Below are 23,658 nucleotides of genomic sequence, written 5' to 3'. Positions count from 1 at the left end.
CGTTGCATCCTCTGGATTGGCAAGCCTTCGGGTTGGCAGGAACGCGCCAAGGGTGTAGCGCGACGCCGCAGAGAATAGGCGGTGCGTGCGGGCAGGCAAGCAGAGGCTGCATCCGCCGCAGGGCGCCGCGGGGCAGGCCGTCGGGATGAACGACACGGAAGACCGGACAAGCAGCGACCGCCGCGAGATCGAGCCGCACCAGCGGTTCGGCCTCTGGCTGCTGTTGAGCGTCGGCCTGGTGGTGGCGCTGGCCGGGCTGGCCGGGCTGGCGCTGACCGGCCGGATGGTGACGCTGCCCGGCTGGGTCACCGACCGGGTCGAGGCGCGCCTGAACAGCCAGTTCGCCCCGGTCGAGGTGCAGATCGGCGCGATGGACGTGCTGTTCGCGCGCGACGACCTGCCAGAGGTGCATTTCACCGATGTTGTGGTGCTGGACGGCGCCGGCCGCGAGGTGGCGGCGCTGCCCCAGATCGGCGCGACGCTGTCCGGGGCGGGGCTGCTGGCGGGGCGGGTCGACGTCACGCATGTGGCGCTGACCGGGGCCGGGCTGACGCTGCGGCGGGCGCCGGACGGTCGGCTCGACCTTGCGCTCGGGCGGGCCGGGGCCCCGGTCAGCGCGGCCGGCAGCCTGGGCGAATTGCTGGACGAGATAGACCGCGCCTTCGCCGCGCCCGGCTTTGCCGCGATCGAAGGGCTTAGCGTCGAGGGGCTGGGCCTGACCTTCGAGGATGCCCGCGCGGGCCGGACCTGGGCCGTCGAGAACGGGCTGATGACGCTGGACCAGAACGCGGACGAGGTCGCGGTGCGGGCGTTCTTCTCGCTGCGCGGCGAGGCAGAGGTTCCCGCCGAGCTTGCCTTCGACTTCGTGTCGGTCAAGGGCAGCCCCGCGGCGCGGTTCTCGGCGAATTTCTCGGACATGCCCTCGGCCGATATCGCCACACAGTCGCCCGCACTGGCCGCGCTGGCGCTGATCGACGCGCCGATCTCGGGGGCGATCCGGACGCAGGTCGACGCCGCGGGAACGCTGGGGCCGCTCAGCGCCGCGCTCGAGATCGGGGCGGGCGTCTTGCGGCCTGCGGGGGGGGCGACGCCGATCGGCTTTGCCTCGGGCAAGTCCTATTTCACCTACGACCCCGTCCGGAGACGGCTGAATTTCGACCAGATCGCGCTGGACACCGCCGTCTTGCGGATGGTTGCCGATGGCCATGCCGACCTGCGCGACATGGAAGGCGGCTGGCCCGAGACGCTGATCGGCCAACTTGCGTTTCGCGAGGTCGCGCTCGACCCCGAGGGGATGTTTGCGCAACCGGCCGTGTTCACGGGTGGCGCGCTCGACCTCAAGCTCGGGCTCGATCCGCTGACCGCGACTCTGGGCCAGGTGGTGCTGCTGGACGAAGGCCGGGCCTATCGCGGCCGGGGCCTGGTGCGCGCGCTGCCCGAGGGCTGGGATATCTCGGTCGATGCCGAGATCGCCGAGATCGCCGACAAGCGGCTTCTGGCGCTCTGGCCGCTGGGCGTGGCGCCGAACACCCGCAGATGGTTCGCCAAGAACGTCGTCGCGGGCACGCTGTATGATGTGCGCGCGGCGTTGCGGCTGCCGCCCGGCGCGCGGCCGCTGATCTGGCTGACCCATGCATTCCGCGACGCCGAGGTGCGCTTTCTCGACGAGATGCCCGCCATCCGCGGCGGCCACGGCTATTCGACGATCTCGGGCCGGACCTACACCCTGTCGATCGAGGGCGGCACGATTCCGGTGCCGGGCGGTGGCGAGGTCGATCTTGCTGGCTCGACCTTTCAGGTGCCCGATGTAGTCCTTGACCCGCCCGAGGCCGAGATCGTGCTGCGCACCCGCAGCACCATCGCGGCGGCGCTGGCGCTGATCGACCTTCCACCGCTGCGCGTCCCCTCGCGGGCGGGGCTGGACACGGGGCTGGCCGAGGGCATGGCCAGCCTGGAAACCCGGCTGCGTCTGCCTCTTGTCAGGGGGCTGAAGGTCGATCAGGTCGACTACCGGGTGACCGGCGATCTGACCGGCCTGCGCTCTGACAGCCTCGTGCCGGGGCGCCGGATCGACGCGCAGCGCCTCGCGCTGCGGGCCAGCCGCGAGGAGGTGGCGATCTCGGGGGCGGCGACACTGGACGGCGTGCCGCTCCGCGGTGCGTGGTCGATGGTGCCGGGCCCCGAAACCGAGGGGCAAAGCCGGGTCGAGGGTACCATCGTGCTTTCGCAGGCGTTCAATGCGGGGTTGGGGATCGGCCTGCCCGAGGACAGCCTGTCGGGTGCGGCACAGGGCCGGTTCGCGGTCGATCTGGTTCGCGGCGCGCCGCCGCGGTTCTCGCTCACCTCCGATCTGGCCGGGCTTGGCCTGCGCGTTCCGGGGCTGGGCTGGTCCAAGGCGCCGGGCAGCACCGGGCGGCTCGACGTGGCGGGGCGGCTGGGCGAGGCGCCTGCCATCGAGCGGCTGCTGGTCGAGGCGCCGGGGCTGTCGGCCGAGGGCTCGGTCGCGCTTGGCGCGGGCGGCGGGCTCGACGCGGCGCGGCTGTCGCGGGTGCGGCTCGGGCGCTGGCTGGATGTGCCGGTGGTGATCAGCGGCCGCGGCGCAGGCCGACCGCCCGCCATCGCCATCACCGGCGGCACCGTCGATCTGCGCGCGGCCGAGTTTTCCGGCGGCGGGCCCGGCGGCGCACCGGGCGGCGGGGCCGTCGAGGTTGCGCTTGACCGGCTGATCGTCAGCGACGGGATCGCGCTGGCCGGAATCCGCGGCCAGATTTCGGGGCAGGGGGGGCTGAATGGCCAGTTGTCCGGGACGCTTGAGGGGGGCGGCCCCGTGGTCGCCACGCTGGCGCCGTCGGGCACGGGCACCGGGGTCCGGGTGCGGGCCGCCGATGCGGGTGCGGCGCTTCGGGGGGCGGGGCTTTACGCGCGCGCCAAGGGCGGCACGCTCGATCTGGTGCTACAGCCCGAAGGGCAGCCGGGGCGCTATGCCGGGCGGCTTCTGATCGACGGCATCCGAGTCGGCGGGACGCCGGTCCTGGTCGAGCTGCTGTCGGCGATCTCGGTCGTCGGCATTCCCGAACTGCTGGACGGCGACGGCATCCTGTTCACCGATGTCGAGGCGCGGTTCCGGCTGTTCCCGGGCGCGGTCGAACTGGCCGAGGCCAGCGCCATCGGCCCCTCGCTGGGCCTTTCGATGGCCGGGGTCTACGGCACGCAGACCAGGCGTATCGACATGCAGGGCGTGGTCTCGCCGTTCTACCTGGTGAACGCGATCGGCTCGGTACTGACGCGCGAGGGCGAGGGGCTGTTCGGCTTCAACTATCGCCTTGCGGGCGACGCGCGCGCGCCCGAGGTTCGGGTCAATCCGCTGTCGATCCTGACACCGGGGATGTTTCGGGAAATCTTCCGCGGCCCGCCGCCGCGGGTCCAGCAACGGCCGGTCGAAGGGGCGCGCGAATGAAGCTGTCGGATTTCGATTTCGACCTGCCCGAGGACCTGATCGCCACCCGGCCCGCGCGGCCGCGCTCGGCCGCCCGCCTGCTGGTGGCCGAGGGCGACGCGATGCGCGATCTGCATGTCCGCGACCTGCCCGGCCTGCTGCTGCCCGGCGACCGGCTGGTGCTGAACGACACCCGCGTGATCCCGGCGCGGCTGACCGGCACCCGCCGCCGCGAAACGCCCCAGGGCCCGGTCGAGGCCCGGGTCGAGGTGACGCTGATGGACCCCGCCCCCGGCGGCCGCTGGCGCGCGATGGCCAAGCCGCTGCGCAAGCTCGGGACGGGCGAGACGGTGGTGTTCTCGGACAGCCTTCGGGCGCAGGTGGCCGGCAAGGGTGCCGAGGACGTGACGCTGGCCTTCAACCTCGGCGGCGCGGCGTTCGACGCGGCCCTTGCCGCGGCCGGCGCCATGCCACTGCCGCCCTACATCGCCGCGAAACGGCCCGCGGATGCGCAGGATCGCGAGGATTACCAGACCGTCTGGGCCGCCCGTCCCGGCGCCGTCGCCGCGCCCACGGCGTCGCTGCATTTCGACGAGCCGCTTCTGGCCGCGTTGCGCGAGAGGGGCGTGGCCTCCACCCATGTCACGCTGCATGTCGGCGCGGGCACCTTCCTGCCGGTCAAGACCGACGACATCTCGGCCCACCGGATGCATGCCGAATGGGGCGAGGTGACGGACGCCGCCGCGGCCGAGATCAACGCGACGCGGGCGGCGGGCGGGCGGATCATCCCCGTGGGCACCACCGCGCTGCGCCTGATCGAAAGCGCGGCGGACGAAGCTGGACACCTGCATCCCTGGGCGGGCGAGACCGACATCTTCATCCGGCCCGGCTACCGGTTCCGCATCACCGACGCGCTGATGACGAATTTCCACCTGCCGCGCTCGACGCTGATGATGCTGGTCTCGGCGTTGATGGGGATCGAGCGGACACGAAGAATTTACACGCATGCGGTGAATTCAAGGTACCGCTTCTTCTCATACGGCGATGCCTCGCTCTTGATCCCGGGGCCGGAAGCGGTCACGCAGGGGTCGCAGACGGGCATTTGAGTCGCGTCGATCTCCCCTAGACAGGGGCCACGCACGCGAAAGGACGATCCCGATGTTCCAGGTTCTCGCCAGTTCATGGGCGCTTCTGCTCGGCATGCTGCTGCTGATGGTCGGCAACGGCATCCAGGGCACGCTGCTGGGCATCCGCGGCGGCATCGAGGGGTTTTCGACCTTCGAGATGTCGATCGTGATGGCGGGCTATTTCGCGGGCTTCCTCGGCGGCTCACGCCTGGCGCCGGCCCTGATCCGCCGGGTCGGCCATGTCCGCGTCTTTGCCGCGCTCGGCTCGCTGATCTCGGCGGTGCTGATCCTTTACCCCACGCTCGCCGATCCGGTCGCCTGGACCATCGGCCGGGTGCTGATCGGCTTCTGCTTCTCGGGCGTTTATGTGACTGCGGAAAGCTGGCTGAACAATTCCGCCACGAACGAGAACCGCGGCAAGGCGCTGTCGCTTTACATGATCACCCAGATGGCGGGGATCGTCAGCGCGCAGGGCCTGATCCTGATCGCCGATCCAGCGGGATTCGTGCTGTTCGTCATTCCCTCGGTGCTGGTGTCGATCTCGTTCGCGCCGATCCTTCTGTCGGTCAGCCCGCTGCCCGCCTTCGAGACGACCAAGCCGATGTCGCTGGTCCGGCTGGTGCAAAGCTCGCCCACCGGGGCGGTCGGCATGTTCCTGATGGGCGGCGTGTTCTCGGCGCTGTTCGGGATGGCCTCGGTCTACGGGACCAATGCCGGGCTCAGCGTGCCGCAGATCTCGGCGTTCATCGCGACGATCTATCTGGGCGGGCTGTTCCTGCAGTATCCCATCGGGTGGCTGTCGGACCGGATGGACCGGCGCACGCTGATCCTGGCGGCGGCCGCCACCGGGGGCGCGGCCGCGGGGGCGGCTATGGCGATGGGCGGCGGGTTCGCCGCGCTGCTGGCAGCGGCCTTCGTGATCGGGGGGATGTCGAACCCGCTTTATGCGCTGCTGATCGCGCACACCAACGACTATCTCGACCGCGACGACATGGCCGCGGCCTCGGGGGGGCTGTTGTTCATCAACGGGGTCGGCGCGATCCTCGGGCCGGTGTTGACCGGCTGGATGATGGGGCTGATCGGGCCGCAGGGGTTCTTTCTGTTCATCGCGATCCTGATGCTGTCGCTTGCCGTCTTCACCGGCTTCCGGATGACCCAGCGCGCGCCCGTGCCGGTGGACGAGACCGGAACCTATTCGCCGGTGCTGCCCACCGCCTCGCCGGTGGCGGTCGAGGTCGCCCAGGAGGTCGCGATCGAGGCCCAGCAGGATGGTGCGCAGGCCCGCGACGAGGACGCGCAGCGCCGGGCCTGAACGGCTTGCGCCGGTGGGCTGAATCTGAAACGATCACCGCGGGCAGGCCCGGGACCGGAGCAGGAGGAGTGGAATGTCGCGCCGCGATGAGATCATCGAGTTCTGGCTGAACGAGGTCGGGCCCGAGGGCTGGTACAAGGCCGATCCGGAACTGGACGCCTCGATCACCGCGCGATTCAAGCCGCTCTGGGAATCCGCCCATTCGGGTGATCTGCACGACTGGCCGACCAACCCCACCGGCGCGATGGCGTTTCTGATCCTGACCGACCAGTTCCCGCGCAACATGTTCCGCGGCGACTGGCGCGCCTTTGCCACCGACGCGCTGGCGCGGGCTGCCGCCAAGCAGGCGATCGAGGCGCATTTCGACATGCGCTACCCCGAGCCCGAGCGGCAGTTCTTCTACATGCCGCTGATGCACTCGGAATGTCTGATGGACCAGGACCGCTGCGTGCGCCTGATGCTGACCCGCATGCCCGAGACCGGGGCCGACAACCTGCTTCATGCCAAGGCGCATCGTGAACTGATCCGCCGCTTCGGCCGCTTCCCGTTCCGCAACGAGGCACTGCACCGCGGCTCTTCCGAAGAGGAAATCGCGTTCCTGGAGGGTGGCGGCTATGCCGCCTGCGTGGCAGAGTTGCGCGCCTCGGCCTGAGGCGGCGGGGACCGGGACAGTCTGACAGGGAGGGGACCCCATGGCCGCGCGGGACTTCGACATGATCGTGATCGGCGCAGGGCCGGGCGGCTATGTCGCCGCGATCCGTGGTGCGCAACTGGGCCTGAACGTCTGCGTGGTCGAACGCGAGCACCTGGGCGGCATCTGCCTGAACTGGGGCTGCATCCCGACCAAGGCGATGCTGCGCTCGGCCGAGGTCTTTCACCTGATGCACCGGGCGAAGGAGTTCGGGCTCAAGGCGGACGGCATCGGCTATGACCTCGACGCGGTGGTCAAACGCTCGCGCGGCGTAGCCCGGCAACTGGCCTCGGGCGTCGGGCACCTGCTGAAGAAGAACAGGGTCACCGTGGTGATGGGCGCGGCGACGCTGTCCGGCCCGGGCCTTGTGTCGGTCAGGTCCGACAAGGGCACCGAGGAGTTGACCGCGAAGGCCATCGTGCTGGCCACCGGCGCGCGGGCGCGCGAGTTGCCGGGGCTGGAACCCGACGGCAAGCGCGTCTGGAGCTACAAGCACGCGCTGGTCCCGCCGCACATGCCGAAGACGTTGCTGGTGATCGGATCGGGCGCCATCGGCATCGAGTTCGCCAGCTTCTTCAACACGCTGGGCGCCGAGACCACGGTGGTCGAGGTGATGGACCGGATCCTGCCGGTCGAGGACGCCGAGATCTCGGCCTTTGCGAAGAAGCAGTTCGAAAAGCAGGGGATGGCCATTCGCGAAAAGGCCACGGTCAAGCGGCTGGACCGGGCCGCCGACAAGGTGACCGCCCATGTCGAGCAGGGCGGCAAGACCGAAAAGATCGAGGTCGACACGGTGATCTCGGCGGTCGGCATCGTGGGCAATGTCGAGGGGCTGGGGCTGGAAGATCTCGGCGTCACGATCGACCGCAGCCATGTCGTGACCGACGAATACTGCCGCACCGGCGTCGAGGGGCTTTACGCCATCGGTGATGTCGCCGGGGCGCCCTGGCTGGCGCACAAGGCCAGCCACGAGGGGGTGATGGTGGCGGAACTGGTCGCGGGCGGTCACCCGCACCCGATCCGGCCGGGCTCGATCGCAGGGTGCACCTATTGCCATCCGCAGGTAGCCAGCGTCGGGCTGACCGAGGCGCGCGCGAAGGAAAAGGGATATGAGGTCAGGGTCGGCCGCTTCCCCTTCATCGGCAACGGCAAGGCGATCGCGCTGGGGGAACCCGAGGGGCTGGTCAAGACGGTGTTCGACGCGAAGACCGGCGAGCTTCTGGGCGCGCATATGGTGGGCGCCGAGGTGACGGAACTGATCCAGGGCTATGTCGTGGCCCGCGGGCTGGAAACCACCGAGGCCGACCTGATGGAGACGGTCTTCCCGCACCCGACGCTTTCCGAGATGATGCACGAATCCGTGCTGGATGCCTTTGGCCGGGCGATCCATTTCTAGCGGGAAACGGCCCGTCAGTCCGCCTTGCGGAAATCCTTGGGCGTGCGCCCGGTGCGGGCATGGAAGGCGCGGGTGAAATAGGCCGGCGAGGCATAGCCAAGCGCGCTGGCGATCTCCTTGATCGGCGCGCGGGTGTCGGCCAGCAGGCGGCGCGCCTCGCTGATCTTGCGTTCGCTCAGCAGGTCCAGGGCGGTGCGCCCGCAGGTCTGGTTGCAGATCCGCGTCAGATGCGTGGGTGTGACCCCCAGATCGGCGGCGTAGTCCGAGACCGATTTCCCGCCGCGGAATCCCTTTTCGACCAGCGCGGCATAGCCCGCGGCCAGCCGCCGCGCCGACTCGGGCGCCGTGGTCACGTCGTCGGCCACCGCGATCTGGCGTTCCAGCCAGACCGAGACCAGCCCGGAATAGTGGCGGATCGCGCGCCGCGATCCCGGCCGCTTTCCCGAAAGCTCGCGCTCGATCCCGTCCAGCAATTGCGAGATCTCGACCTGCACCTGCCCGTCGCGGATGCGCAGATGGTGCGGCGTGTCCGGAAGATCGAGGTCGCGAATCCCCGAGAACGTCACCGCCGTCCCGAACACCTGGCCGGTCATCTCGAACCCGTGCATCGTGTGGGCGGGGATGAAGATCGCGTTGTGCGCGCCATAGCCGCGGGTGACGCCCGCCACCGTGATCCGGCCCTGGCCCTTGGTGATCCACAGAAGCTGCGGTGCGGAATAGCTGCGCATCGCCTCGGCCCGCCAGCGGCTGCCCTGGGTCAGGCGCGAGAACGGCACCAGGCGGATTTCCGGAAACAGGGTCATGGCAGCGGCAAATACCCAACGGGGCGCGGGACGCCCAGGTTCGAACCGGGCAACCCTCAACTGATTCGCACCGTCCGGTAAAGCCTGTCAGGTTCGATTCGTGCTGTTTTCTGCCGGCGGGGCTGCGGTTCGGCGTCAATCCGCCCGAATCCGGGCCCAGGCCCCCATCCTTGAGCGGAACCAGGTGCGCTGGCGCTTGGCGTATTGGCGCGAGGCGATCCTGGCGGCGGTGACCGCCTCGGCCAGAGTCGTCTCGCCGCGCAGATGCGCGACGAGTTCCGGCGCGCCGATCGCCCGCGCAGACAGCAGCCCGGGATCCCAGCGCGCCAGGTTGGACCGCACCTCGTCCAGCGCCCCGCCCGCGATCATCGCGTCAAACCGCGCGTCGATCCGGGCGTTCAGCCAGTCCGTCGCGGCCTCGATCACCAGCGGCTGCGCGGCGGCCAGCGGCAACAGCGGCGGCGGCGTCTCGTCCTGCCATGCCGCAAGGCCGCGGCCGGTGGCGCGCAGCACCTCCCAGGCCCGCTGGACGCGGACCGGGTTGCGCCGGTCGATCCGTGCGGCGGTCGCGGCATCGAGTTCGGCCAGCATCCCCGCCGCGCCCCCGGCCGCGATCCGCGCATCGGCCGCGGCCCGGATCGCGGGGGGCGTCGGCGGGATCTCGGCCAGTCCTTCGGTCAGCGCGGTGAAGTAGAGCCCGGTGCCACCGACGATGATGGGCCTTTCAGGGCCATTCAGGATCGGCGCCAGATCGCGCAGCCAGTGGCCGACGGAATACGCCGCGTCCCAGCCGACATGCCCGTAAAGCGCATGCGGCGCGCGCGCCTCGTCCCCGGGCGTGGGTCTTGCGGTCAGCACGCGCCAGTCCGCGAAAACCTGCAAGGCGTCGGCATTCACGATGACCCCGCCCTGCCGCGTGGCGATCGCCAGCGCCAGCGCCGACTTGCCGCTGGCGGTGGGTCCGGCGATCAGCACCGGGCGGGCGGGGTCGAGATCGGGCAGTTCCATGCGCGCAGGGGCCTCGTTCGGCGTTGAACCCCGCCCGCTTTTCCGACATTTTGCGCGCATTGCAAGACAACGAGCAGGGAAAGAGCGTATGGACGACACCGGCGCCACGCAACCGAAGCCCACCTACAAGCGGGTGATGCTGAAAATCTCGGGCGAGGCGCTGATGGGCGACCAGGGCTTTGGCCTGCACCCGCCCACGGTGGAACGCATCGCCCGAGAGGTGCAGTCGGTCCGCGATCTGGGCGTCGAGATCTGCATGGTGATCGGCGGCGGCAACATCTTCCGCGGGCTCGCGGGATCGGCACAGGGGATGGAGCGGACGACCGCCGATTACATGGGGATGCTGGCGACCGTGATGAACGCGCTGGCGATGCAATCCGCGCTGGAGGGGCTGGGTGTCTTTACCAGGGTCATCAGCGCGATCCGGATGGACGAGGTGGCCGAGCCCTATATCCGCCGCCGCGCCGTCCGCCACCTGGAAAAGGGCCGCGTTTGCATCTTTGCCGCGGGTACCGGCAACCCCTATTTCACCACCGATACCGCGGCGACCCTGCGTGCGAACGAAATGGCCTGCGAGGTGATCTTCAAGGGCACCAAGGTGGACGGCGTCTATGATCGCGATCCGCTCAAGCATCCCGGCGCCACGCGATACGACGACATCACCTATGACGACGTTCTGGTGAAGAATCTCAAGGTGATGGATGCCTCGGCCATCGCGCTTGCGCGCGATAACGACCTGCCGATCATTGTCTTCAGCCTGGACGAACCGGGCGGTTTCCGCGGCATCCTTGCCGGGCAAGGCACCTATACAATCGTGCACGGTTAGCGGTATAGACGTCGCGACGTGGCATAGCGAACCAGAAATAGAAGAGTTCAGACCCATGGCCGAAGACGATCTGGAAATCGACCTCGACGATCTGCAACGCCGGATGGATGGCGCGATGAGCGCGCTCAAGCATGAATTCGCCTCGCTCCGGACGGGCCGGGCCTCGGCCAGCATGGTCGAGCCGATCCATGTCGACGCCTACGGCGCGCTGACGCCGATCAACCAGGTGGCGACGGTCAACGTCCCCGAGCCCCGGATGGTGACCATCAACGTCTGGGACAAGGCGCTGGTGAACAAGGTCGAAAAGGCGATCATGGAATCCGGTCTGGGGATCAACCCGCAGAAGAACGGCACGATCATCATGCTGCCGATCCCCGAGCTGAACGAGGAACGCCGCAAGGAATTGTCAAAGGTCGCGGCGCAATATGCCGAACATGCCCGGGTCGCGGTCCGCAACGTGCGCCGCGACGGGATGGAACAGATCAAGAAGGCCAAGGCCGCAGGCATGAGCGAGGACGACCAGAAGGTCTGGCATGACGAGATCCAGGACCTGACTGACAAGCAGATCGCCCAGATCGACAGGGCGCTCGAGGCCAAGCAGCAGGAAATCATGCAGGTCTGAGATCTGCTGGGTCGGAAAGGGGGCGGCGTGGCCGCGAAGGACGACAGAGAGACCGGCCCGACCCATGTGGCGATCATCATGGACGGCAATGGCCGCTGGGCGCAGATGCGCGGGCGGCCGCGGTTGTTCGGGCACCAGGCCGGCGCCCGCCGGGTGCGCGAGATCGTCGAAGCCTGCCCCGATCTGGGCATCCGCTATCTCACGATCTTCGCCTTCTCGACCGAGAACTGGAAACGCACCCAGGCCGAGGTCACCGGCCTGATGACGCTGTTCCGCCGCTACATCCAGAAAGAGGCGCAGGCGCTTCTGTCCGACGGCGTGCGGGTGCGGTTCATCGGTGACCGCGACCGGCTGGACCCCAAGCTGGTGCGGATGATGCGCGGGCTGGAACAACTGACCGAAGGCAACGACGTCGTGCACCTGACCATCGCCATCAACTATGGCGGCCGCGACGAGGTGGCGCGCGCCACCAAGCGGCTGGCACGCGAGGTGGCGGCGGGCCGGCTTGACCCCGAGGATGTGGATGCCGAGTCGCTGGCGCATTTCCTGGACACCTGCCTGCTGCCGGACCCCGACCTCGTGATCCGCACCAGCGGCGAGGCGCGCATCTCGAACTTCCTGCTCTGGCAGTCGGCATATGCGGAATACGAGTTCACCCCGGTGCTGTGGCCCGATTTCACGCGCGAGCATTTCGCCGAGATCCTGGTGAATTACGGCGCCCGCGAACGCCGGTTCGGAGCGGTCAAGGCCTGATGGCGGCCGGAGGAACCTGGGACGACCTGTCGGCGCGGCTCGCCTCGAGCGTGGCAATGGGCGTTGCCGGCGTTGTCCTGATCGCGCTTGGCGGGCTGTGGTTCGCGGGCCTGGCGGCTGTGGTCTCGGGCATCATGATCTGGGAGCTTGGCCGGATGATGGGCCCCGGAACGGGCCGCCTGCCGGTGGGGCTGGGGGTGCTGACGGGGGGGACGGTGCTGGCGGCCTTTGCGCTGCCGGGGATCTATGCGCTGCCCCTGCTGGCCGCGCCTGCGCTGGTCGGGGCCGGGCGGATGCCGCGCGACCGGGTGATCTATGCAGTCTATGCGCTGGCGATCGCGCTGGCGGGCTATGCGCTGGCACGCTTTCGCGTCGATCAGGGCATGGCGTGGATGGTCTGGCTGGTTCTGGTCGTCATCGCGACCGACGTGGCGGGCTATTTCGCGGGCCGCTTCATCGGCGGGCCGAAGTTCTGGCCGCGTGTCAGCCCGAAGAAGACCTGGTCGGGGACCTTGGCGGGCTGGGTTTCGGCGGGGCTGGCGGGCGCGGTCTTTGCGGCGCTGACCGGGGCGGGCGCGGGGCTTGCGCTGGTGTCGGTCGTTCTGTCCTTTGCCAGCCAGATGGGTGATGTCGCCGAAAGCGCGATCAAACGCCGCACGGGCGTCAAGGACAGCTCTTCGCTCTTGCCCGGGCATGGCGGTCTGGCCGACAGGTTCGACGGCCTTCTGGGCGCGGCGCTCTGCCTGCTGCTGGCGTCGGTCTTCTTTCAGCTTCCCGAGGTGAGGTTCTAGGACGCATGGCACGGCGGATCACGATCTTCGGCGCAACGGGCTCGATCGGCGAGAACACGGTCGACCTGTTGACCCGGCAGGGCGGGGCCGACGCCTATGACGTGGTCGCGCTGAGCGGCGGGCGCAATGTTGCGCGGCTGGCCGAACAGGCCCGTGCGCTCAGGGCCGATCTGGCGGTGACCGCCTATCCCGACTGCTATGACGACCTCAAGGCCGCGCTGGCCGGGTCCGGGGTCGAGGCCGCGGCCGGGGCAGGGGCGCTGGCCGAGGCGGCGGATCGCCCGGCGGACTGGATCATGTCGGCCATCGTGGGCGCCGCGGGGCTGGTGCCCGGCATGCGCGCGCTGAAACACGGCACGACGCTGGCGCTGGCCAACAAGGAAAGCCTGGTGACGGCGGGCCCGCTGCTGCTGGCCACCGCCGAGGCGCATGGCGCGCGCATCCTGCCGGTGGACAGTGAACATTCGGCGATCTTCCAGGCCCTTGTCGGCGAAGAGATCGAAGCGGTGGAACGCATCATCGTCACCGCCTCGGGGGGCGCGTTCCGCGACTGGCCGATCGAGGCACTGAAGAACGCAACGCCGGAACAGGCGTCCTCGCATCCCAACTGGGCGATGGGCCAGCGGATCACGGTCGATTCCGCATCCATGTTCAACAAGGCGCTGGAACTGATTGAGACCAAGGAATATTTCGGAATCGATCCCAGCCGGATCGAGGCCGTCGTTCACCCCGAATCGCTGATCCATGCGCTTGTCGGATTCCGCGACGGCGCGATCATGGCGCATGTCGGCCCGCCCGACATGCGCCACGCCATCGGCTATGCGCTGAACTGGCCCGCGCGGCGCGACCTGCCGGTGGCGCGGCTGGACCTGGCGCAGATCGGCCAGTTGAACTTCCGCCCGGCCTGCGAAAACCGCTGGCCCGCGCTGCGGCTGGCCCGCGAGGTGATGCAAGCCGGCGGGCTGAGCGGTGCCGCATTCAACGCCGCCAAGGAGGCCGCGCTGGATGCCTTCCTCGCGCGGCGGATCGGGTTTACCCAGATGGCCGAGGTGGTCGAGGGCGTGCTGGGGCAGCTTTCGGGCGACAGCCTGCTGACAAATTCGCCCGACAGCCTTGAGAAAGTTCTGGAAACGGACCATCTCGCACGGGAGGCGGCGGCGGAGATCGTGCGCGGCCTGGAACGCTAGAGCAGTCACAAGCCAGGACCCTGAGCATTTGGATCTCGTTTCGCTGATTCCCTCCGCGGGGAACTTCGCCTTCACGATCATCGCGTTCGTGGTGGCGCTTTCGATCATCGTCACCGTTCACGAATACGGCCACTACATTGTCGGCCGCTGGTCGGGCATCAAGGCCGACGTGTTCTCGCTGGGCTTTGGCCCGGTGCTGGCCAGCCGCACCGACCGGCATGGCACGCAATGGCAGATCGCGGCGCTGCCGCTGGGGGGCTATGTGCGGTTCCTTGGGGACGCCAGCGCCTCCAGCGCCAAGGCCTCGCCCGACGTTGCGGGCATGGATGCCGAGACCCGGCGCCACACGATGCATGGCGCGCCGCTCTGGGCGCGGACGGCGACGGTCGCGGCCGGGCCGCTGTTCAATTTCGCCCTGGCGATCCTGGTTTTCGCAGCACTGTCCCTGATCCGCGGCGTCGCGGTCGAGCCGCCGACCGTGGCCGATCTGGCCGACCTGCCGCCCGCGGCCGTGGCGGGCGCCGAACTGGCGCCGGGGGATACGATCCTCGCGCTGAACGGCACCCCGACGCCCGATTACGCCGCCTTCTACACGGTGGTCGAAACGCTGCCCATGGATGCGCCGCCGGTCTACACCGTGCGCCGCGACGGGGCCGAGCGCGAGGTGACCGGCCCCTATCCGTTCCCGCCGATCGTCGCCTCGGTGCAGCCGCAGACCGCCGCCTCGGACGCGGGGATGCGGCCGGGCGACGTGATCCTGGCGCTGGACGGCACGCCGATCAGCGCCTTCCGCGAATTGCAGCAGCGGGTGGCCGCCAGCGCCGGCGCGCCGATTGATGTCACCGTCTGGCGCGCGGGCGAGACGCTGAATTTCAACCTTACGCCCAAGTCGATGGACCTGCCGATGCCCGATGGCAGCTTCGAGACGCGCTGGCTGATCGGGATGACCGGCGGGCTGGCCTTCGAAAGCGCGACCCGCGTGCCCGGACCGGTCGAGGCGCTGGAGTACGGCGTGGATCAGCTGGGCTTCATCCTGCAATCGAGCCTGTCGAGCCTGTATCACATGGTCACCGGCGCGATCAGTTCGTGCAACCTGTCGGGACCGATCGGAATTGCCGAAAGCTCGGGCGCGGCGGCCAGCCAGGGGCTGGAGACCTTCATCTGGTTCATCGCGATGCTGTCCGCGGCGGTCGGGCTGCTGAACCTGTTCCCGATTCCGGTGCTCGATGGCGGGCACCTGGTGTTCTACCTCTACGAGGGGATCACCGGGCGACCGCCCAGCGACCGGGCGATGCGGTTCCTGACCGCTGCGGGGCTTGCGCTGCTGATCGGCTTGATGAGCTTTGCGCTGACGAACGACATCTTCTGTCCCTGATCGCCGCGATCCCGGCAACCGTCCGGCCCAATTGCTGCCATGATTGTCGGCTAGCATGACGGCCACTTGCAAATCACAGGGATCCGGACGGAGTCGCCATGAGTGAGGCCATAGAGACTCTTAGAAACGGCTATCGCGGTCTTGCGCTGCTGATGGAGCTGAACTGGGACCGGATGCTGTTTCCCTTTGCCATCGCGCTGGCGCTGACGCTCGGGACCTGGCTGAACGGGCTCTGATTCCTGCGCGCATCGCACAGGCCGACTGCGTTTCGCGGGCAACGTCTGCGTTTTACCGGTGCCGGACCTTTTGACATCCGCAGGCGTTCCCGGTAGCAAAAGTCGAAGAAAAAACACGTCACGGCGGGGCGGACATGTCGACATTTGCACGCGGGGATCTCGGCCGGCACGGGCGAGCCCATCTTCTGGCAGCTTCGGTTTTCCTCGGCGTTGCAAGCGTCTCGGCGGTTGCGCCGCAGGCGGTCCTGGCCCAGACCTACCGGTTTTCGAATGTCGAGGTGAACGGCAACCAGCGCGTCGATGCCTCGACGATTCTCTCCTATGCCGGGATCGGGCGGGGCGAGGCGGTGTCGGCGGCGCGGCTGAACGACGCGTATCAGGCCATCGCCGACAGCGGCCTGTTCGAAACGGTCGAGCTTTTGCCCCGCGGTGGCACGCTGGTCATCAACGTGGTCGAGTATCCCACGATCAACGTGATCAATTTCGAGGGCAACTCGCGGATCAAGGACGAGGATCTGGCCTCGATCATCCAGTCCAAGTCGCGCCGGGTCTACGCGCCCAGCATGGCCGAGGCCGACGCCGCGTCGATCGTGGCCGCCTATGAACAGCAGGGCCGTCTGGCCGCCAGCGTCACGCCCCGGATCATCCGCCGGTCCGAGAACCGCGTCGACCTGGTGTTCGAGATCGTCGAGGGCGCGGTGGTCGAGATCGAGCGCATCTCCTTCGTGGGCAACCGCGCCTATTCGGAACGCCGCCTGCGCGGCGCGCTGGGCACCAAGCAGGCGGGCCTGCTGCGCCGGATCATCCGGTCGGACACGTTCATCGCCGACCGCATCGAGTTCGACAAGCAGGTGCTGAAGGACTTCTACACCTCGCGCGGCTATGTCGATTTCCAGGTTCTCTCGGTCACGCCGGAACTGACCCGCAACCGTGACGGCTATCTTCTGACCTTCAACCTGCGCGAGGGTCAGCAGTTCCGCTTTGGCGAGATCACCACCGTGTCGGACCTCGACGATGTGGATCCCGATGAGTTCCAGGCGGCGGCGAACATCAAGCCGGGACAGATCTACAACCCGCTCGCCATCGAGAACACCATCGCCCGGATGGAACGGCTGGCGACCCGCAAGGGGATGAATTTCGTCCGGGTCGAGCCGCGCATCGTGCGCAACGACCGCGACCTGACGCTGGACATCGAGTTCGCCGTCACCCGCGGCCCCCGCATGTTCGTGGAGCGTATCGATATCGAGGGCAACGCCACCACGCTCGACCGGGTGGTCCGGCGTCAGTTCAAGGCGGTCGAGGGCGACCCGTTCAACCCGCGCGAGATCCGCGAGGCGGCCGACCGGATTCGTGCGCTCGGCTTCTTCTCCAAGGCCGAGGTCAGCGCGCGCGAGGGCACCGAGCCCGACCAGATGATCGTCGATGTCGATGTCGAGGAACAGCCGACCGGCTCGCTCGCCTTCGGGCTCAACTACTCGGAACTCGACGGGTTCGGCGCTGCCATCTCGTTCAGCGAGTCGAATTTCCTCGGGCGCGGGCAGTCGCTCAGCGTCCGGATCGACACCAGCAGCGACAACGCGACCTCGCGGCTGGTCTTCGCCGAACCGGCCTTTCTTGGCCGCGACGTGCGGTTCCGCTTCTCGGCACTCTATGCCGAGACCGACGAGGCCTATAACGCGCTTTACGACACGAAGGTGGCCGAGATTTCGCCCTCGCTGGAGTTCCCGATCTCGGAGGCCGCCCGGCTGGAGCTGCGCTATACCTTCGGCGAGGGCGAGATCAGCAACTATACCGGTAACGCGGCGATCATTCAGGCCGATGCCAACCGCGGCGGGTTGAGCTATTCCAAGATCGGCTACACGCTGAGCTATGACAGCCGCCTGACCGGGCTTGACCCGAATACCGGCTGGCAATTGCAGTTCAGCCAGGACTACGCCGGACTCGGCGGCGATCTGGAATATATCGAGACCACGGCGCTGGCCGCCGCCCAGACCACTGTCTGGAACGAGGAGATCACGCTGAGGGCCGAGCTTGAGGGCGGCGCGCTGGCGATGCTGGGCGACGACGACAGCCGGCTTCTGGACCGTTATTTCCTCAACGGCAAGATCCGCGGCTTCGACGGTAACGGCATCGGCCCGCGCGACCTGGCCACCCCCGATCGCGAGGCGCTGGGCGGCAACATGTTCGTGGTGGCCCGTTTCGAGGCGCAGTTCCCGCTGGGCCTGCCCGAGGAATACGGCATCTCTGGCGGCCTGTTCGCCGATGTCGGATCGGTCTGGTCTCTCGACACTCCGGGCGGGGTGGATGACGATTTCAACCTGCGCTCGGCGGTCGGCTTCTCGATCTTCTGGGACACGCCGATCGGGCCCTTGCGGTTCAACTTCTCCGAGGCGATCGCCAAGGAAGACTACGACCGCACCCAGAGCTTTGACCTGACGATCCAGACCCGGTTCTGAGCGGATGCGCGCAGGGCGCATCGCCGCGCTGGGACTAGCATTTTTCCTGGCCTGCCTGGTGCCCGTGGCCGCGCAGGACCCGGCCCAGCCTCTGCGCAGCCCGATCCTGACCATCGACCAGGAGCGGCTTTTCACGGAAAGCCGCGCGGGTCAGGCGCTGGTCGATGCGCTTGAGGCCGACAGCGCCGCGCTTGCCGCCGAGAACCGGCTGATCGAGGCCCAGCTGATCGCGGAAGAGCGCGAATTGACCGAACGCCGCGCCCAGATGCCGCCCGAAGAGTTCCGTGCGCTGGCCGAGACATTCGATGAAAAGGTGGTGGCGATCCGCCGCGCGCAGGACGCCAAGGCCCGCACGCTTGCCCAACGCAGCGAGGCGGACCAGCAGACATTCTACCGTCGGGCCCTGCCGCTGGTGGCCGAGATCGTGCGCGAACGGGGCGCCGTCGTGGTGCTGGAACGGGGCGCGGTGATCCTTTCGGCCGAGCAGGTGGACATCACCGACGAGGCCATCTCGGTGATCGACGCCCGACTCGCCCCCCCCGATGCGGACCAGCCCGCGCCGGACGTCCCCGGCGACACGGTGCCCGCGCCCGAGTAGCCCGGCTTGCCCCGGACGTGGGGAGTTGCTAGGGCTCTGCCGGACGCGGGCCACCGGGCCCGGCCCGGAGTGCAAGGAGCCGTTCAGATGACCAGTGCCCCCGTGACCGAAGCCGACATCCAGCTGATCCAGCGGATCATTCCGCACCGCTATCCGTTCCTGCTGATCGACCGCGTGACGCGGATCGTGGCAAACGAAAGCGCGGTCGGCATCAAGAATGTCACCTTCAACGAGCCTCATTTCCAGGGCCATTTCCCCGGCGCCCCGATCATGCCCGGCGTCACTGTCGTCGAGGCGATGGCCCAGACCGCCGCCGTTCTGGTGGGCGTCACTCTCGACATGGCCGACAAGGACCTGCTGGTCTATTTCATGGCCATCGACAAGTGCAAGTTCCGCCGCAAGGTCGTGCCCGGCGACGTGCTGGAACTGCACATCACCGTCAAGCGTGGCGGGTCCAAGGTGTGGAAATTCGCGGGCGTGGCCACGGTCGAGGGCGAAATGGCCGCCGAGGCGGAATTCACCGCCATGATGGATCTGCCGAAGGAATAGGCCATGGCCGTCGATCCCAGCGCCCGCATCCACCCCTCGGCCATCGTCGAAGACGGCGCCGAGATCGGCCCCGGCTGCACCATCGGCCCGTTCTCCGTGATCGGGCCGCAGGCGCGGCTGGCCGCGGATGTCGAGGTCAAAGGCCACGCCATCGTCACCGGCCTGACCGAGATCGGCGCGGGCACGGTGATCTTCCCCTTCGCCAATATCGGCGATGTGCCCCAGGACCTGAAATACCGCGGAGAGGAAACCCGCCTGATCGTCGGGGCCCGCAACCGCATCCGCGAGGGCGTGACGATGAACACCGGCACCGAGGGCGGCGGCGGCGTCACCCGCGTCGGCGACGACTGCCTGTTCATGACGGGCTCGCATGTGGGCCATGACGCGCAGGTGGGCAACGGCGTCATCATGGCCAACCACGCGGCGCTGGCGGGCCATTGCATCATCGGTGACGGGGTCATCATCGGCGGGCTGTCGGGCATCCACCAATGGGTGCGCGTGGGCAAGGGCGCGATCATCGGCGCTGTGACGATGGTCACCAATGATGTGATCCCCTATGGCCTTGTCCAGGGACCGCGGGGCGTGCTGGACGGGCTGAACCTGGTCGGGCTGAAACGCCGCGGCGTCGCGCGCGAGGATATCGCCGCGCTGCGCGCCGCGTTCCAGGCGCTGGCCCAGGGCGAGGGCACCTTCCTCGACCGCGCCCGCCGCCTGTCGGCCGAGGCGACCAGCGATTACGTCGGCGAGATGGTGGCCTTCATCCTCGCCGACACCGACCGTTCCTTCCTGACGCCGGGCTGATGGGGCGCGCGACCGCCCTTATCGCCGGACGCGGCGCGCTGCCCGCGCATCTGGCGCGCGCACTCGCCGCCTCGGGCGTACCCTTCGTGATCGCCCAGGTCGAGGGGTTCGAGATGGAGAACCCCGACCGCCTGCCGGTCGAAACCTTCGCGCTGGAGCGCCTCGCGCTGCTGTTCGACCTGTTGCACGAGCGCGGTGTCTCGCGCGTGGTGCTGGCCGGCGCCGTGACGCGCCCCCGGCTCGATCCGGAACGGATCGACCCGCGAACCGCGCTGCTGCTGCCCCGGATCCTGCCGATGCTGGGGCAGGGGGATGACGCCGCGCTGCGCGCCGTGGTCGCCCTGATCGAGGAGGAGGGGGTCGAGGTGGTGGGCGCCGGTGCCATCGCCCCAGACCTGCTGCCCGCGCCCGGTGTCCTGACCGAGGCCCAGCCCGGGGCGGCAGACGCGCGCGATGCCGTCCGCGCGGCCGAAATCGTCGCGGCGCTTGGCGCGGCCGACCTGGGGCAGGGGGCGGTGGTGGCCCAGGGGCTGTGCCTCGCCGTCGAGACGCTGCCCGGGACGGATGCGATGCTGGCCTGGGTCGCCGATGTCGCGGGCGCCTGCCGCCCCGATCCGAAGGGCGCGCGGGGTGTCTTCTTCAAGGCGCCGAAGCCCGGCCAGGACCGCCGGGTGGACCTGCCGGCAATCGGCCCGGCCACCGTCGAGGCCGCCGCCCGCGCCGGGCTTGCCGGGATCGTGATCGAGGCCGGCGGCGTTCTGGTGCTCGACCGTGCCGAAACCGTGGCCCGCGCCGACGCGCTTGGCCTTTTCCTCTGGGTCCGGCCGCCATGCGGATCTTCCTGATCGCGGGCGAGCCTTCGGGCGACGCGCTCGGCGCCGCGCTGATGGCGGGGCTGAAGACGCTAGCGCCGGGTGTGGAGTTCCACGGCGTCGGCGGTCCCCTGATGCAGGCCGAGGGGCTGACCAGCCTCTTTCCGATGGACGAACTGTCGGTGATGGGCATTGCCGAGGTGCTGCCCCGCTACCGCGCGCTGATGCGCCGGATCACCCAATGCGCGGACGAGGTGGTTCGCCTGTCGCCGGACGCGCTCGTCACCATCGACAGCCCGGATTTCTGCCTGCGCGTTGCCCGCCGGGTCAAGGCCGCCAGCCGCATCCGCACGGTGCACTACGTCGCCCCCACGGTCTGGGCCTGGCGCCCGAAACGCGCGGCGAAGATGGCGCAGGTGATCGACCAGGTGCTCGCGCTCTTCCCCTTCGAGCCTCCCTACATGGAGGCCGAGGGCATGCGCTGCGATTTCGTCGGCCACCCCGTCGTGGCCCAGCCCCGCGCCACTGCCGCAGAGTCCGCCGCCTTCCGCGCGGCCCATGCAATCGCGCCCGAGGCGCCGCTGATCCTCGCCCTGCCGGGGTCGCGCCGGGGCGAGGTGGCGCGCCTTGCACCGATCTTCGGCGCGGCGCTCGGCCCGGTTCAGGCGCGCCATCCCGAGGCCCGCGTGATCGTCCCCGCCGCCGCCCCCGTCGTCGCCGAGATCCGCCGCCTGACCGCCGCCTGGCCCGGAACGCCGGTCGTGCTGGACCCGGCCGCGCCCGGCGCGGCGCAGGAAAAGCGCGCCGCCTTTGCCGCCGCCGATCTGGCGCTGGCCGCCTCGGGCACGGTGTCGCTGGAACTGGCCGCGAACGGGGTGCCGATGGTCATTGCCTATGACATGACCTGGCTCAGCCGCCAGATCATCGGCCGGATGCTGCGGCTGGACACGGTGACTCTGGTCAACATCGTCAGCGAAACCCGCGCCGTGCCGGAATTCCTCGGCGCCGCCTGCAAGCCCGGCCCGATCGCCGAGGCGCTTGCCCGGCTGATCGACGACCCCGCCGCCCGCGCGGCCCAAAGGCACGCTGCCCGCGTCACCATGACCCGCCTTGGCCTCGACGGCCCGCCGCCTGGCCTGCGCGCCGCCCGCGCCGTCCTCGACGGGCTGGCCTGACCCCCGTTCTTCTTGGCAAAAATACTCAGGACGCCGACGCCGGCCACAGGGAGACGCGGTCCGGAAGTCAGGCGCCCCGCCAGATCCAGCCGCCGCCCAGCACCCGCGTCCCGCCGGGTTCGTAGACCACGCAGGCCTGGCCCGGGCTCACGCCATCCTCTGGGGTCAGCAGTTCCACCTCGGCTTGCGTGTCGGACAGGGGGCGCAGGATCGCCGCCCGCGGCGGCCGGGTCGAGCGGACCTTGACCAAGACCTCCCATTCCGCCCGCGCGGTCAGCGGTGCATCGCCCAGCCAGTTCACCTCGCGCACCGGCACGATCCGGGTCGAAAGCATCTCCTTCGGCCCGACGATCACCCGGCGCGCGTCGACATCCAGCCGCACGACGAAAAGCGGCTCGGACAGCCCGCCGATCCCCAGGCCCCGGCGCTGGCCGATCGTGTAGTGGATCACGCCGTCATGCACCCCCAGGATACGGCCATCCACATGCACGATCTCGCCCGGCTCGGCAGCCCCCGGACGCAGCTTCTCGATCACGCTGGCATAGTTGCCCTCGGGTACGAAGCAGATGTCCTGGCTGTCCGGCTTGTCGGCCACGGGCAGGCCGTATTTCGCGGCCAGCGCGCGGGTTGCCGCCTTGTCGGGCAGCCCCCCCAGCGGAAAGCGCAGGTAGTCAAGCTGTTCGCGCGTGGTCGAGAACAGGAAATAGGACTGGTCGCGCACGGGGTCCGCCGCACAATGCAGTTCCGGCCCCTGCGCGCCCATCACGCGCCGGATGTAGTGCCCCGTGGCCATGCAGTCGGCATCCAGGTCCCTGGCGGTTTCCAGCAGGTCGCGGAACTTGACCCGTTCGTTGCAGCGGATGCAGGGCACCGGTGTCGCGCCCGCAAGATAGCTGTCGGCGAATTCCTCGATCACCGCCTCGCGAAAGGCGTTCTCGTAGTCCAGAACGTAATGCGGGAATCCCACACTCTCGGCCACCCGGCGCGCATCGTGGATGTCGCGTCCCGCGCAGCACGCGCCCTTCTTCGCCAGCGCAGCACCATGGTCGTAAAGCTGCAGCGTAACGCCCACGACGTCATAACCTTCTTCGGCCAGTTGCGCGGCCACCACCGAACTGTCGACGCCGCCCGACATGGCGACCAGCACACGGGTTTCCGCCTCGGGCTTGGCGAAGCCGAGCGAGTTCAGCGGGCGTGTCGCGCTGTCCAGCGGCATGGGAACGACTCCTGGGGGGGACATGCGCGGGAATATAGGAAAATGCGAGATACTCTCAACCCTCTGTTTCACCCGCTCTTAAGCATGCGCGGCCAGTTTCGGCTCATCCGCAAGAGGGACGAGAGCCGATGTTTCTGAAACGCATCGATGGGCCGCGGACCGTCACGCTGCCCGACGGTACCACCATGACGCGCGCGGACCTGCCGCCCGTCGATACCAGGCGATGGGTCGCCAGCCGCAAGGCCGCCGTGGTCAAGGCGGTCGCCGCCGGGCTGATCTCCGAGGATGAGGCGCTGGAACGCTATTCGTTGTCCGAGGAAGAACTGGACAGTTGGCGGCGCGCGGTGCGCGAACACGGCCTGCGCGGGTTGAAGGTGACCGCCCTGAAAGAGTTCAGACAACCTTGACGCGAAATTAACTGGACAACCTAAAATTGTAAATGCTATCGTTAACGCCAAGGTAAGATGAATTTAACCAATGTTCGTCAA

Annotated in this window: 22 protein-coding genes; 19 read left to right on the top strand and 3 right to left on the bottom strand. The window is 68.8% G+C overall.

The features are described 5' to 3' along the window. The first annotated feature begins 145 nt into the window (after positions 1 to 145). The 5 genes from EV655_RS14925 (at position 146) to lpdA (ending at position 7,962) form a co-directional block, all read left to right on the top strand. Positions 146 to 3,457 carry an AsmA-like C-terminal region-containing protein gene (locus tag EV655_RS14925; RefSeq protein ID WP_132546160.1) on the top strand — a complete coding sequence of 1,104 codons (3,312 nt, stop codon included), beginning with the start codon at positions 146 to 148 and terminating at the stop codon, positions 3,455 to 3,457. Then, positions 3,454 to 4,542, top strand: a complete 1,089-nt coding sequence (gene queA / locus EV655_RS14920; RefSeq protein WP_132546159.1) for a tRNA preQ1(34) S-adenosylmethionine ribosyltransferase-isomerase QueA — start codon at positions 3,454 to 3,456, stop codon at positions 4,540 to 4,542. Before EV655_RS14925 ends, queA begins: the two co-directional genes overlap by 4 nt. 52 nt (positions 4,543 to 4,594) lie before the next feature. After that, positions 4,595 to 5,875, top strand: a complete 1,281-nt coding sequence (locus tag EV655_RS14915; RefSeq protein WP_132546158.1) for an MFS transporter — start codon at positions 4,595 to 4,597, stop codon at positions 5,873 to 5,875. Positions 5,876 to 5,948: 73 nt separating this feature from the next. Then, positions 5,949 to 6,527, top strand: a complete 579-nt coding sequence (locus EV655_RS14910) for a DUF924 family protein (RefSeq protein ID WP_132546157.1) — start codon at positions 5,949 to 5,951, stop codon at positions 6,525 to 6,527. Between the two features lie 40 nt (positions 6,528 to 6,567). Beyond that, complete coding sequence (lpdA, locus tag EV655_RS14905; RefSeq protein WP_132546156.1) at positions 6,568 to 7,962, top strand: dihydrolipoyl dehydrogenase; 1,395 nt, start codon at positions 6,568 to 6,570, stop codon at positions 7,960 to 7,962. A gap of 14 nt (positions 7,963 to 7,976) precedes the next feature. Here the strand turns inward: lpdA and EV655_RS14900 are convergent, their stop codons facing one another. Together EV655_RS14900 and miaA are read right to left on the bottom strand one after the other, a co-directional pair. Beyond that, positions 7,977 to 8,765 (bottom strand): AraC family transcriptional regulator, encoded by a 789-nt coding sequence (locus EV655_RS14900; RefSeq protein ID WP_132546155.1) that lies wholly within the window; start codon positions 8,763 to 8,765, stop codon positions 7,977 to 7,979. 135 nt (positions 8,766 to 8,900) lie between these two features. Further along, positions 8,901 to 9,773 carry a tRNA (adenosine(37)-N6)-dimethylallyltransferase MiaA gene (gene miaA, locus EV655_RS14895; protein ID WP_132546154.1) on the bottom strand — a complete coding sequence of 291 codons (873 nt, stop codon included), beginning with the start codon at positions 9,771 to 9,773 and terminating at the stop codon, positions 8,901 to 8,903. Between the two features lie 88 nt (positions 9,774 to 9,861). On the opposite strand from miaA, the gene pyrH reads away from it, so the two are divergent. The 13 genes from pyrH (at position 9,862) to lpxB (ending at position 21,954) form a co-directional block, all read left to right on the top strand. After that, positions 9,862 to 10,599 carry a UMP kinase gene (gene pyrH / locus EV655_RS14890; RefSeq protein ID WP_132546153.1) on the top strand — a complete coding sequence of 246 codons (738 nt, stop codon included), beginning with the start codon at positions 9,862 to 9,864 and terminating at the stop codon, positions 10,597 to 10,599. Positions 10,600 to 10,654: 55 nt separating this feature from the next. After that, a complete protein-coding gene (gene frr / locus EV655_RS14885) occupies positions 10,655 to 11,221 on the top strand; it encodes a ribosome recycling factor (protein WP_132546152.1) in 567 nt (188 codons plus the stop codon). A gap of 27 nt (positions 11,222 to 11,248) precedes the next feature. Continuing rightward, positions 11,249 to 11,974 carry a polyprenyl diphosphate synthase gene (gene uppS / locus EV655_RS14880; RefSeq protein WP_279389344.1) on the top strand — a complete coding sequence of 242 codons (726 nt, stop codon included), beginning with the start codon at positions 11,249 to 11,251 and terminating at the stop codon, positions 11,972 to 11,974. Then, positions 11,974 to 12,765: a phosphatidate cytidylyltransferase gene (locus EV655_RS14875; protein ID WP_132546151.1), complete on the top strand. Its 792-nt coding sequence runs from the start codon at positions 11,974 to 11,976 to the stop codon at positions 12,763 to 12,765. Before uppS ends, EV655_RS14875 begins: the two co-directional genes overlap by 1 nt. 5 nt (positions 12,766 to 12,770) lie before the next feature. Next, a complete protein-coding gene (gene dxr / locus EV655_RS14870; RefSeq protein WP_132546150.1) occupies positions 12,771 to 13,952 on the top strand; it encodes a 1-deoxy-D-xylulose-5-phosphate reductoisomerase in 1,182 nt (393 codons plus the stop codon). A 28-nt stretch (positions 13,953 to 13,980) separates the two neighbouring features. Further along, positions 13,981 to 15,327 carry an RIP metalloprotease RseP gene (rseP, locus tag EV655_RS14865; protein WP_132546149.1) on the top strand — a complete coding sequence of 449 codons (1,347 nt, stop codon included), beginning with the start codon at positions 13,981 to 13,983 and terminating at the stop codon, positions 15,325 to 15,327. A 98-nt stretch (positions 15,328 to 15,425) separates the two neighbouring features. Further along, positions 15,426 to 15,563: a hypothetical protein gene (locus EV655_RS18735; protein ID WP_165905363.1), complete on the top strand. Its 138-nt coding sequence runs from the start codon at positions 15,426 to 15,428 to the stop codon at positions 15,561 to 15,563. Between the two features lie 134 nt (positions 15,564 to 15,697). Then, positions 15,698 to 18,019, top strand: a complete 2,322-nt coding sequence (gene bamA / locus EV655_RS14860; RefSeq protein WP_132546148.1) for an outer membrane protein assembly factor BamA — start codon at positions 15,698 to 15,700, stop codon at positions 18,017 to 18,019. Positions 18,020 to 18,023: 4 nt separating this feature from the next. Beyond that, positions 18,024 to 18,617: an OmpH/Skp family outer membrane protein gene (locus tag EV655_RS14855; protein ID WP_132546147.1), complete on the top strand. Its 594-nt coding sequence runs from the start codon at positions 18,024 to 18,026 to the stop codon at positions 18,615 to 18,617. 87 nt (positions 18,618 to 18,704) lie between these two features. Then, a complete protein-coding gene (fabZ, locus tag EV655_RS14850; RefSeq protein WP_132546146.1) occupies positions 18,705 to 19,166 on the top strand; it encodes a 3-hydroxyacyl-ACP dehydratase FabZ in 462 nt (153 codons plus the stop codon). Between the two features lie 3 nt (positions 19,167 to 19,169). Further along, the gene (gene lpxA / locus EV655_RS14845; protein ID WP_132546145.1) at positions 19,170 to 19,967 is read left to right on the top strand and encodes an acyl-ACP--UDP-N-acetylglucosamine O-acyltransferase; all 798 of its coding nucleotides are present in this window, start codon (positions 19,170 to 19,172) and stop codon (positions 19,965 to 19,967) included. Continuing rightward, positions 19,964 to 20,812: an LpxI family protein gene (locus EV655_RS14840; protein WP_132546144.1), complete on the top strand. Its 849-nt coding sequence runs from the start codon at positions 19,964 to 19,966 to the stop codon at positions 20,810 to 20,812. The genes lpxA and EV655_RS14840 overlap by 4 nt, the downstream gene beginning before the upstream one ends. Continuing rightward, a complete protein-coding gene (gene lpxB, locus EV655_RS14835) occupies positions 20,797 to 21,954 on the top strand; it encodes a lipid-A-disaccharide synthase (RefSeq protein ID WP_132546143.1) in 1,158 nt (385 codons plus the stop codon). The genes EV655_RS14840 and lpxB overlap by 16 nt, the downstream gene beginning before the upstream one ends. A gap of 67 nt (positions 21,955 to 22,021) precedes the next feature. Here lpxB and mnmA read toward each other — a convergent pair whose 3' ends face one another. After that, on the bottom strand, positions 22,022 to 23,170 hold the full coding sequence (gene mnmA / locus EV655_RS14830) for a tRNA 2-thiouridine(34) synthase MnmA (protein WP_132546142.1): 1,149 nt from the start codon (positions 23,168 to 23,170) through the stop codon (positions 22,022 to 22,024). 128 nt (positions 23,171 to 23,298) lie between these two features. Here mnmA and sciP point away from each other — a divergent pair, with 128 nt between their 5' ends. Further along, on the top strand, positions 23,299 to 23,577 hold the full coding sequence (sciP, locus tag EV655_RS14825; RefSeq protein ID WP_132546141.1) for a CtrA inhibitor SciP: 279 nt from the start codon (positions 23,299 to 23,301) through the stop codon (positions 23,575 to 23,577). The last annotated feature ends 81 nt before the right edge of the window (positions 23,578 to 23,658 follow it).

Source organism: Rhodovulum euryhalinum (assembly GCF_004342445.1).
Classification (GTDB): Bacteria; Pseudomonadota; Alphaproteobacteria; order Rhodobacterales; family Rhodobacteraceae; genus Rhodovulum; species Rhodovulum euryhalinum.
Note: the sequence above shows the minus strand (reverse complement) of the source record. Positions and strands in the feature narration are given on the sequence as shown.

What these genes read in the sequence shown, in the direction of transcription:
- EV655_RS14925 (WP_132546160.1), top strand. Translation starts at nt 146, where the DNA reads ATGAACGACACGGAAGACCGGACAAGCAGCGACCGCCGCGAGATCGAG.
- queA (WP_132546159.1), top strand. Translation starts at nt 3,454, where the DNA reads ATGAAGCTGTCGGATTTCGATTTCGACCTGCCCGAGGACCTGATCGCC.
- EV655_RS14915 (WP_132546158.1), top strand. Translation starts at nt 4,595, where the DNA reads ATGTTCCAGGTTCTCGCCAGTTCATGGGCGCTTCTGCTCGGCATGCTG.
- EV655_RS14910 (WP_132546157.1), top strand. Translation starts at nt 5,949, where the DNA reads ATGTCGCGCCGCGATGAGATCATCGAGTTCTGGCTGAACGAGGTCGGG.
- lpdA (WP_132546156.1), top strand. Translation starts at nt 6,568, where the DNA reads ATGGCCGCGCGGGACTTCGACATGATCGTGATCGGCGCAGGGCCGGGC.
- EV655_RS14900 (WP_132546155.1), bottom strand. Translation starts at nt 8,765, where the DNA reads ATGACCCTGTTTCCGGAAATCCGCCTGGTGCCGTTCTCGCGCCTGACC.
- miaA (WP_132546154.1), bottom strand. Translation starts at nt 9,773, where the DNA reads ATGGAACTGCCCGATCTCGACCCCGCCCGCCCGGTGCTGATCGCCGGA.
- pyrH (WP_132546153.1), top strand. Translation starts at nt 9,862, where the DNA reads ATGGACGACACCGGCGCCACGCAACCGAAGCCCACCTACAAGCGGGTG.
- frr (WP_132546152.1), top strand. Translation starts at nt 10,655, where the DNA reads ATGGCCGAAGACGATCTGGAAATCGACCTCGACGATCTGCAACGCCGG.
- EV655_RS14875 (WP_132546151.1), top strand. Translation starts at nt 11,974, where the DNA reads ATGGCGGCCGGAGGAACCTGGGACGACCTGTCGGCGCGGCTCGCCTCG.
- dxr (WP_132546150.1), top strand. Translation starts at nt 12,771, where the DNA reads ATGGCACGGCGGATCACGATCTTCGGCGCAACGGGCTCGATCGGCGAG.
- EV655_RS18735 (WP_165905363.1), top strand. Translation starts at nt 15,426, where the DNA reads ATGAGTGAGGCCATAGAGACTCTTAGAAACGGCTATCGCGGTCTTGCG.
- bamA (WP_132546148.1), top strand. Translation starts at nt 15,698, where the DNA reads ATGTCGACATTTGCACGCGGGGATCTCGGCCGGCACGGGCGAGCCCAT.
- EV655_RS14855 (WP_132546147.1), top strand. Translation starts at nt 18,024, where the DNA reads ATGCGCGCAGGGCGCATCGCCGCGCTGGGACTAGCATTTTTCCTGGCC.
- fabZ (WP_132546146.1), top strand. Translation starts at nt 18,705, where the DNA reads ATGACCAGTGCCCCCGTGACCGAAGCCGACATCCAGCTGATCCAGCGG.
- lpxA (WP_132546145.1), top strand. Translation starts at nt 19,170, where the DNA reads ATGGCCGTCGATCCCAGCGCCCGCATCCACCCCTCGGCCATCGTCGAA.
- lpxB (WP_132546143.1), top strand. Translation starts at nt 20,797, where the DNA reads ATGCGGATCTTCCTGATCGCGGGCGAGCCTTCGGGCGACGCGCTCGGC.
- mnmA (WP_132546142.1), bottom strand. Translation starts at nt 23,170, where the DNA reads ATGCCGCTGGACAGCGCGACACGCCCGCTGAACTCGCTCGGCTTCGCC.
- sciP (WP_132546141.1), top strand. Translation starts at nt 23,299, where the DNA reads ATGTTTCTGAAACGCATCGATGGGCCGCGGACCGTCACGCTGCCCGAC.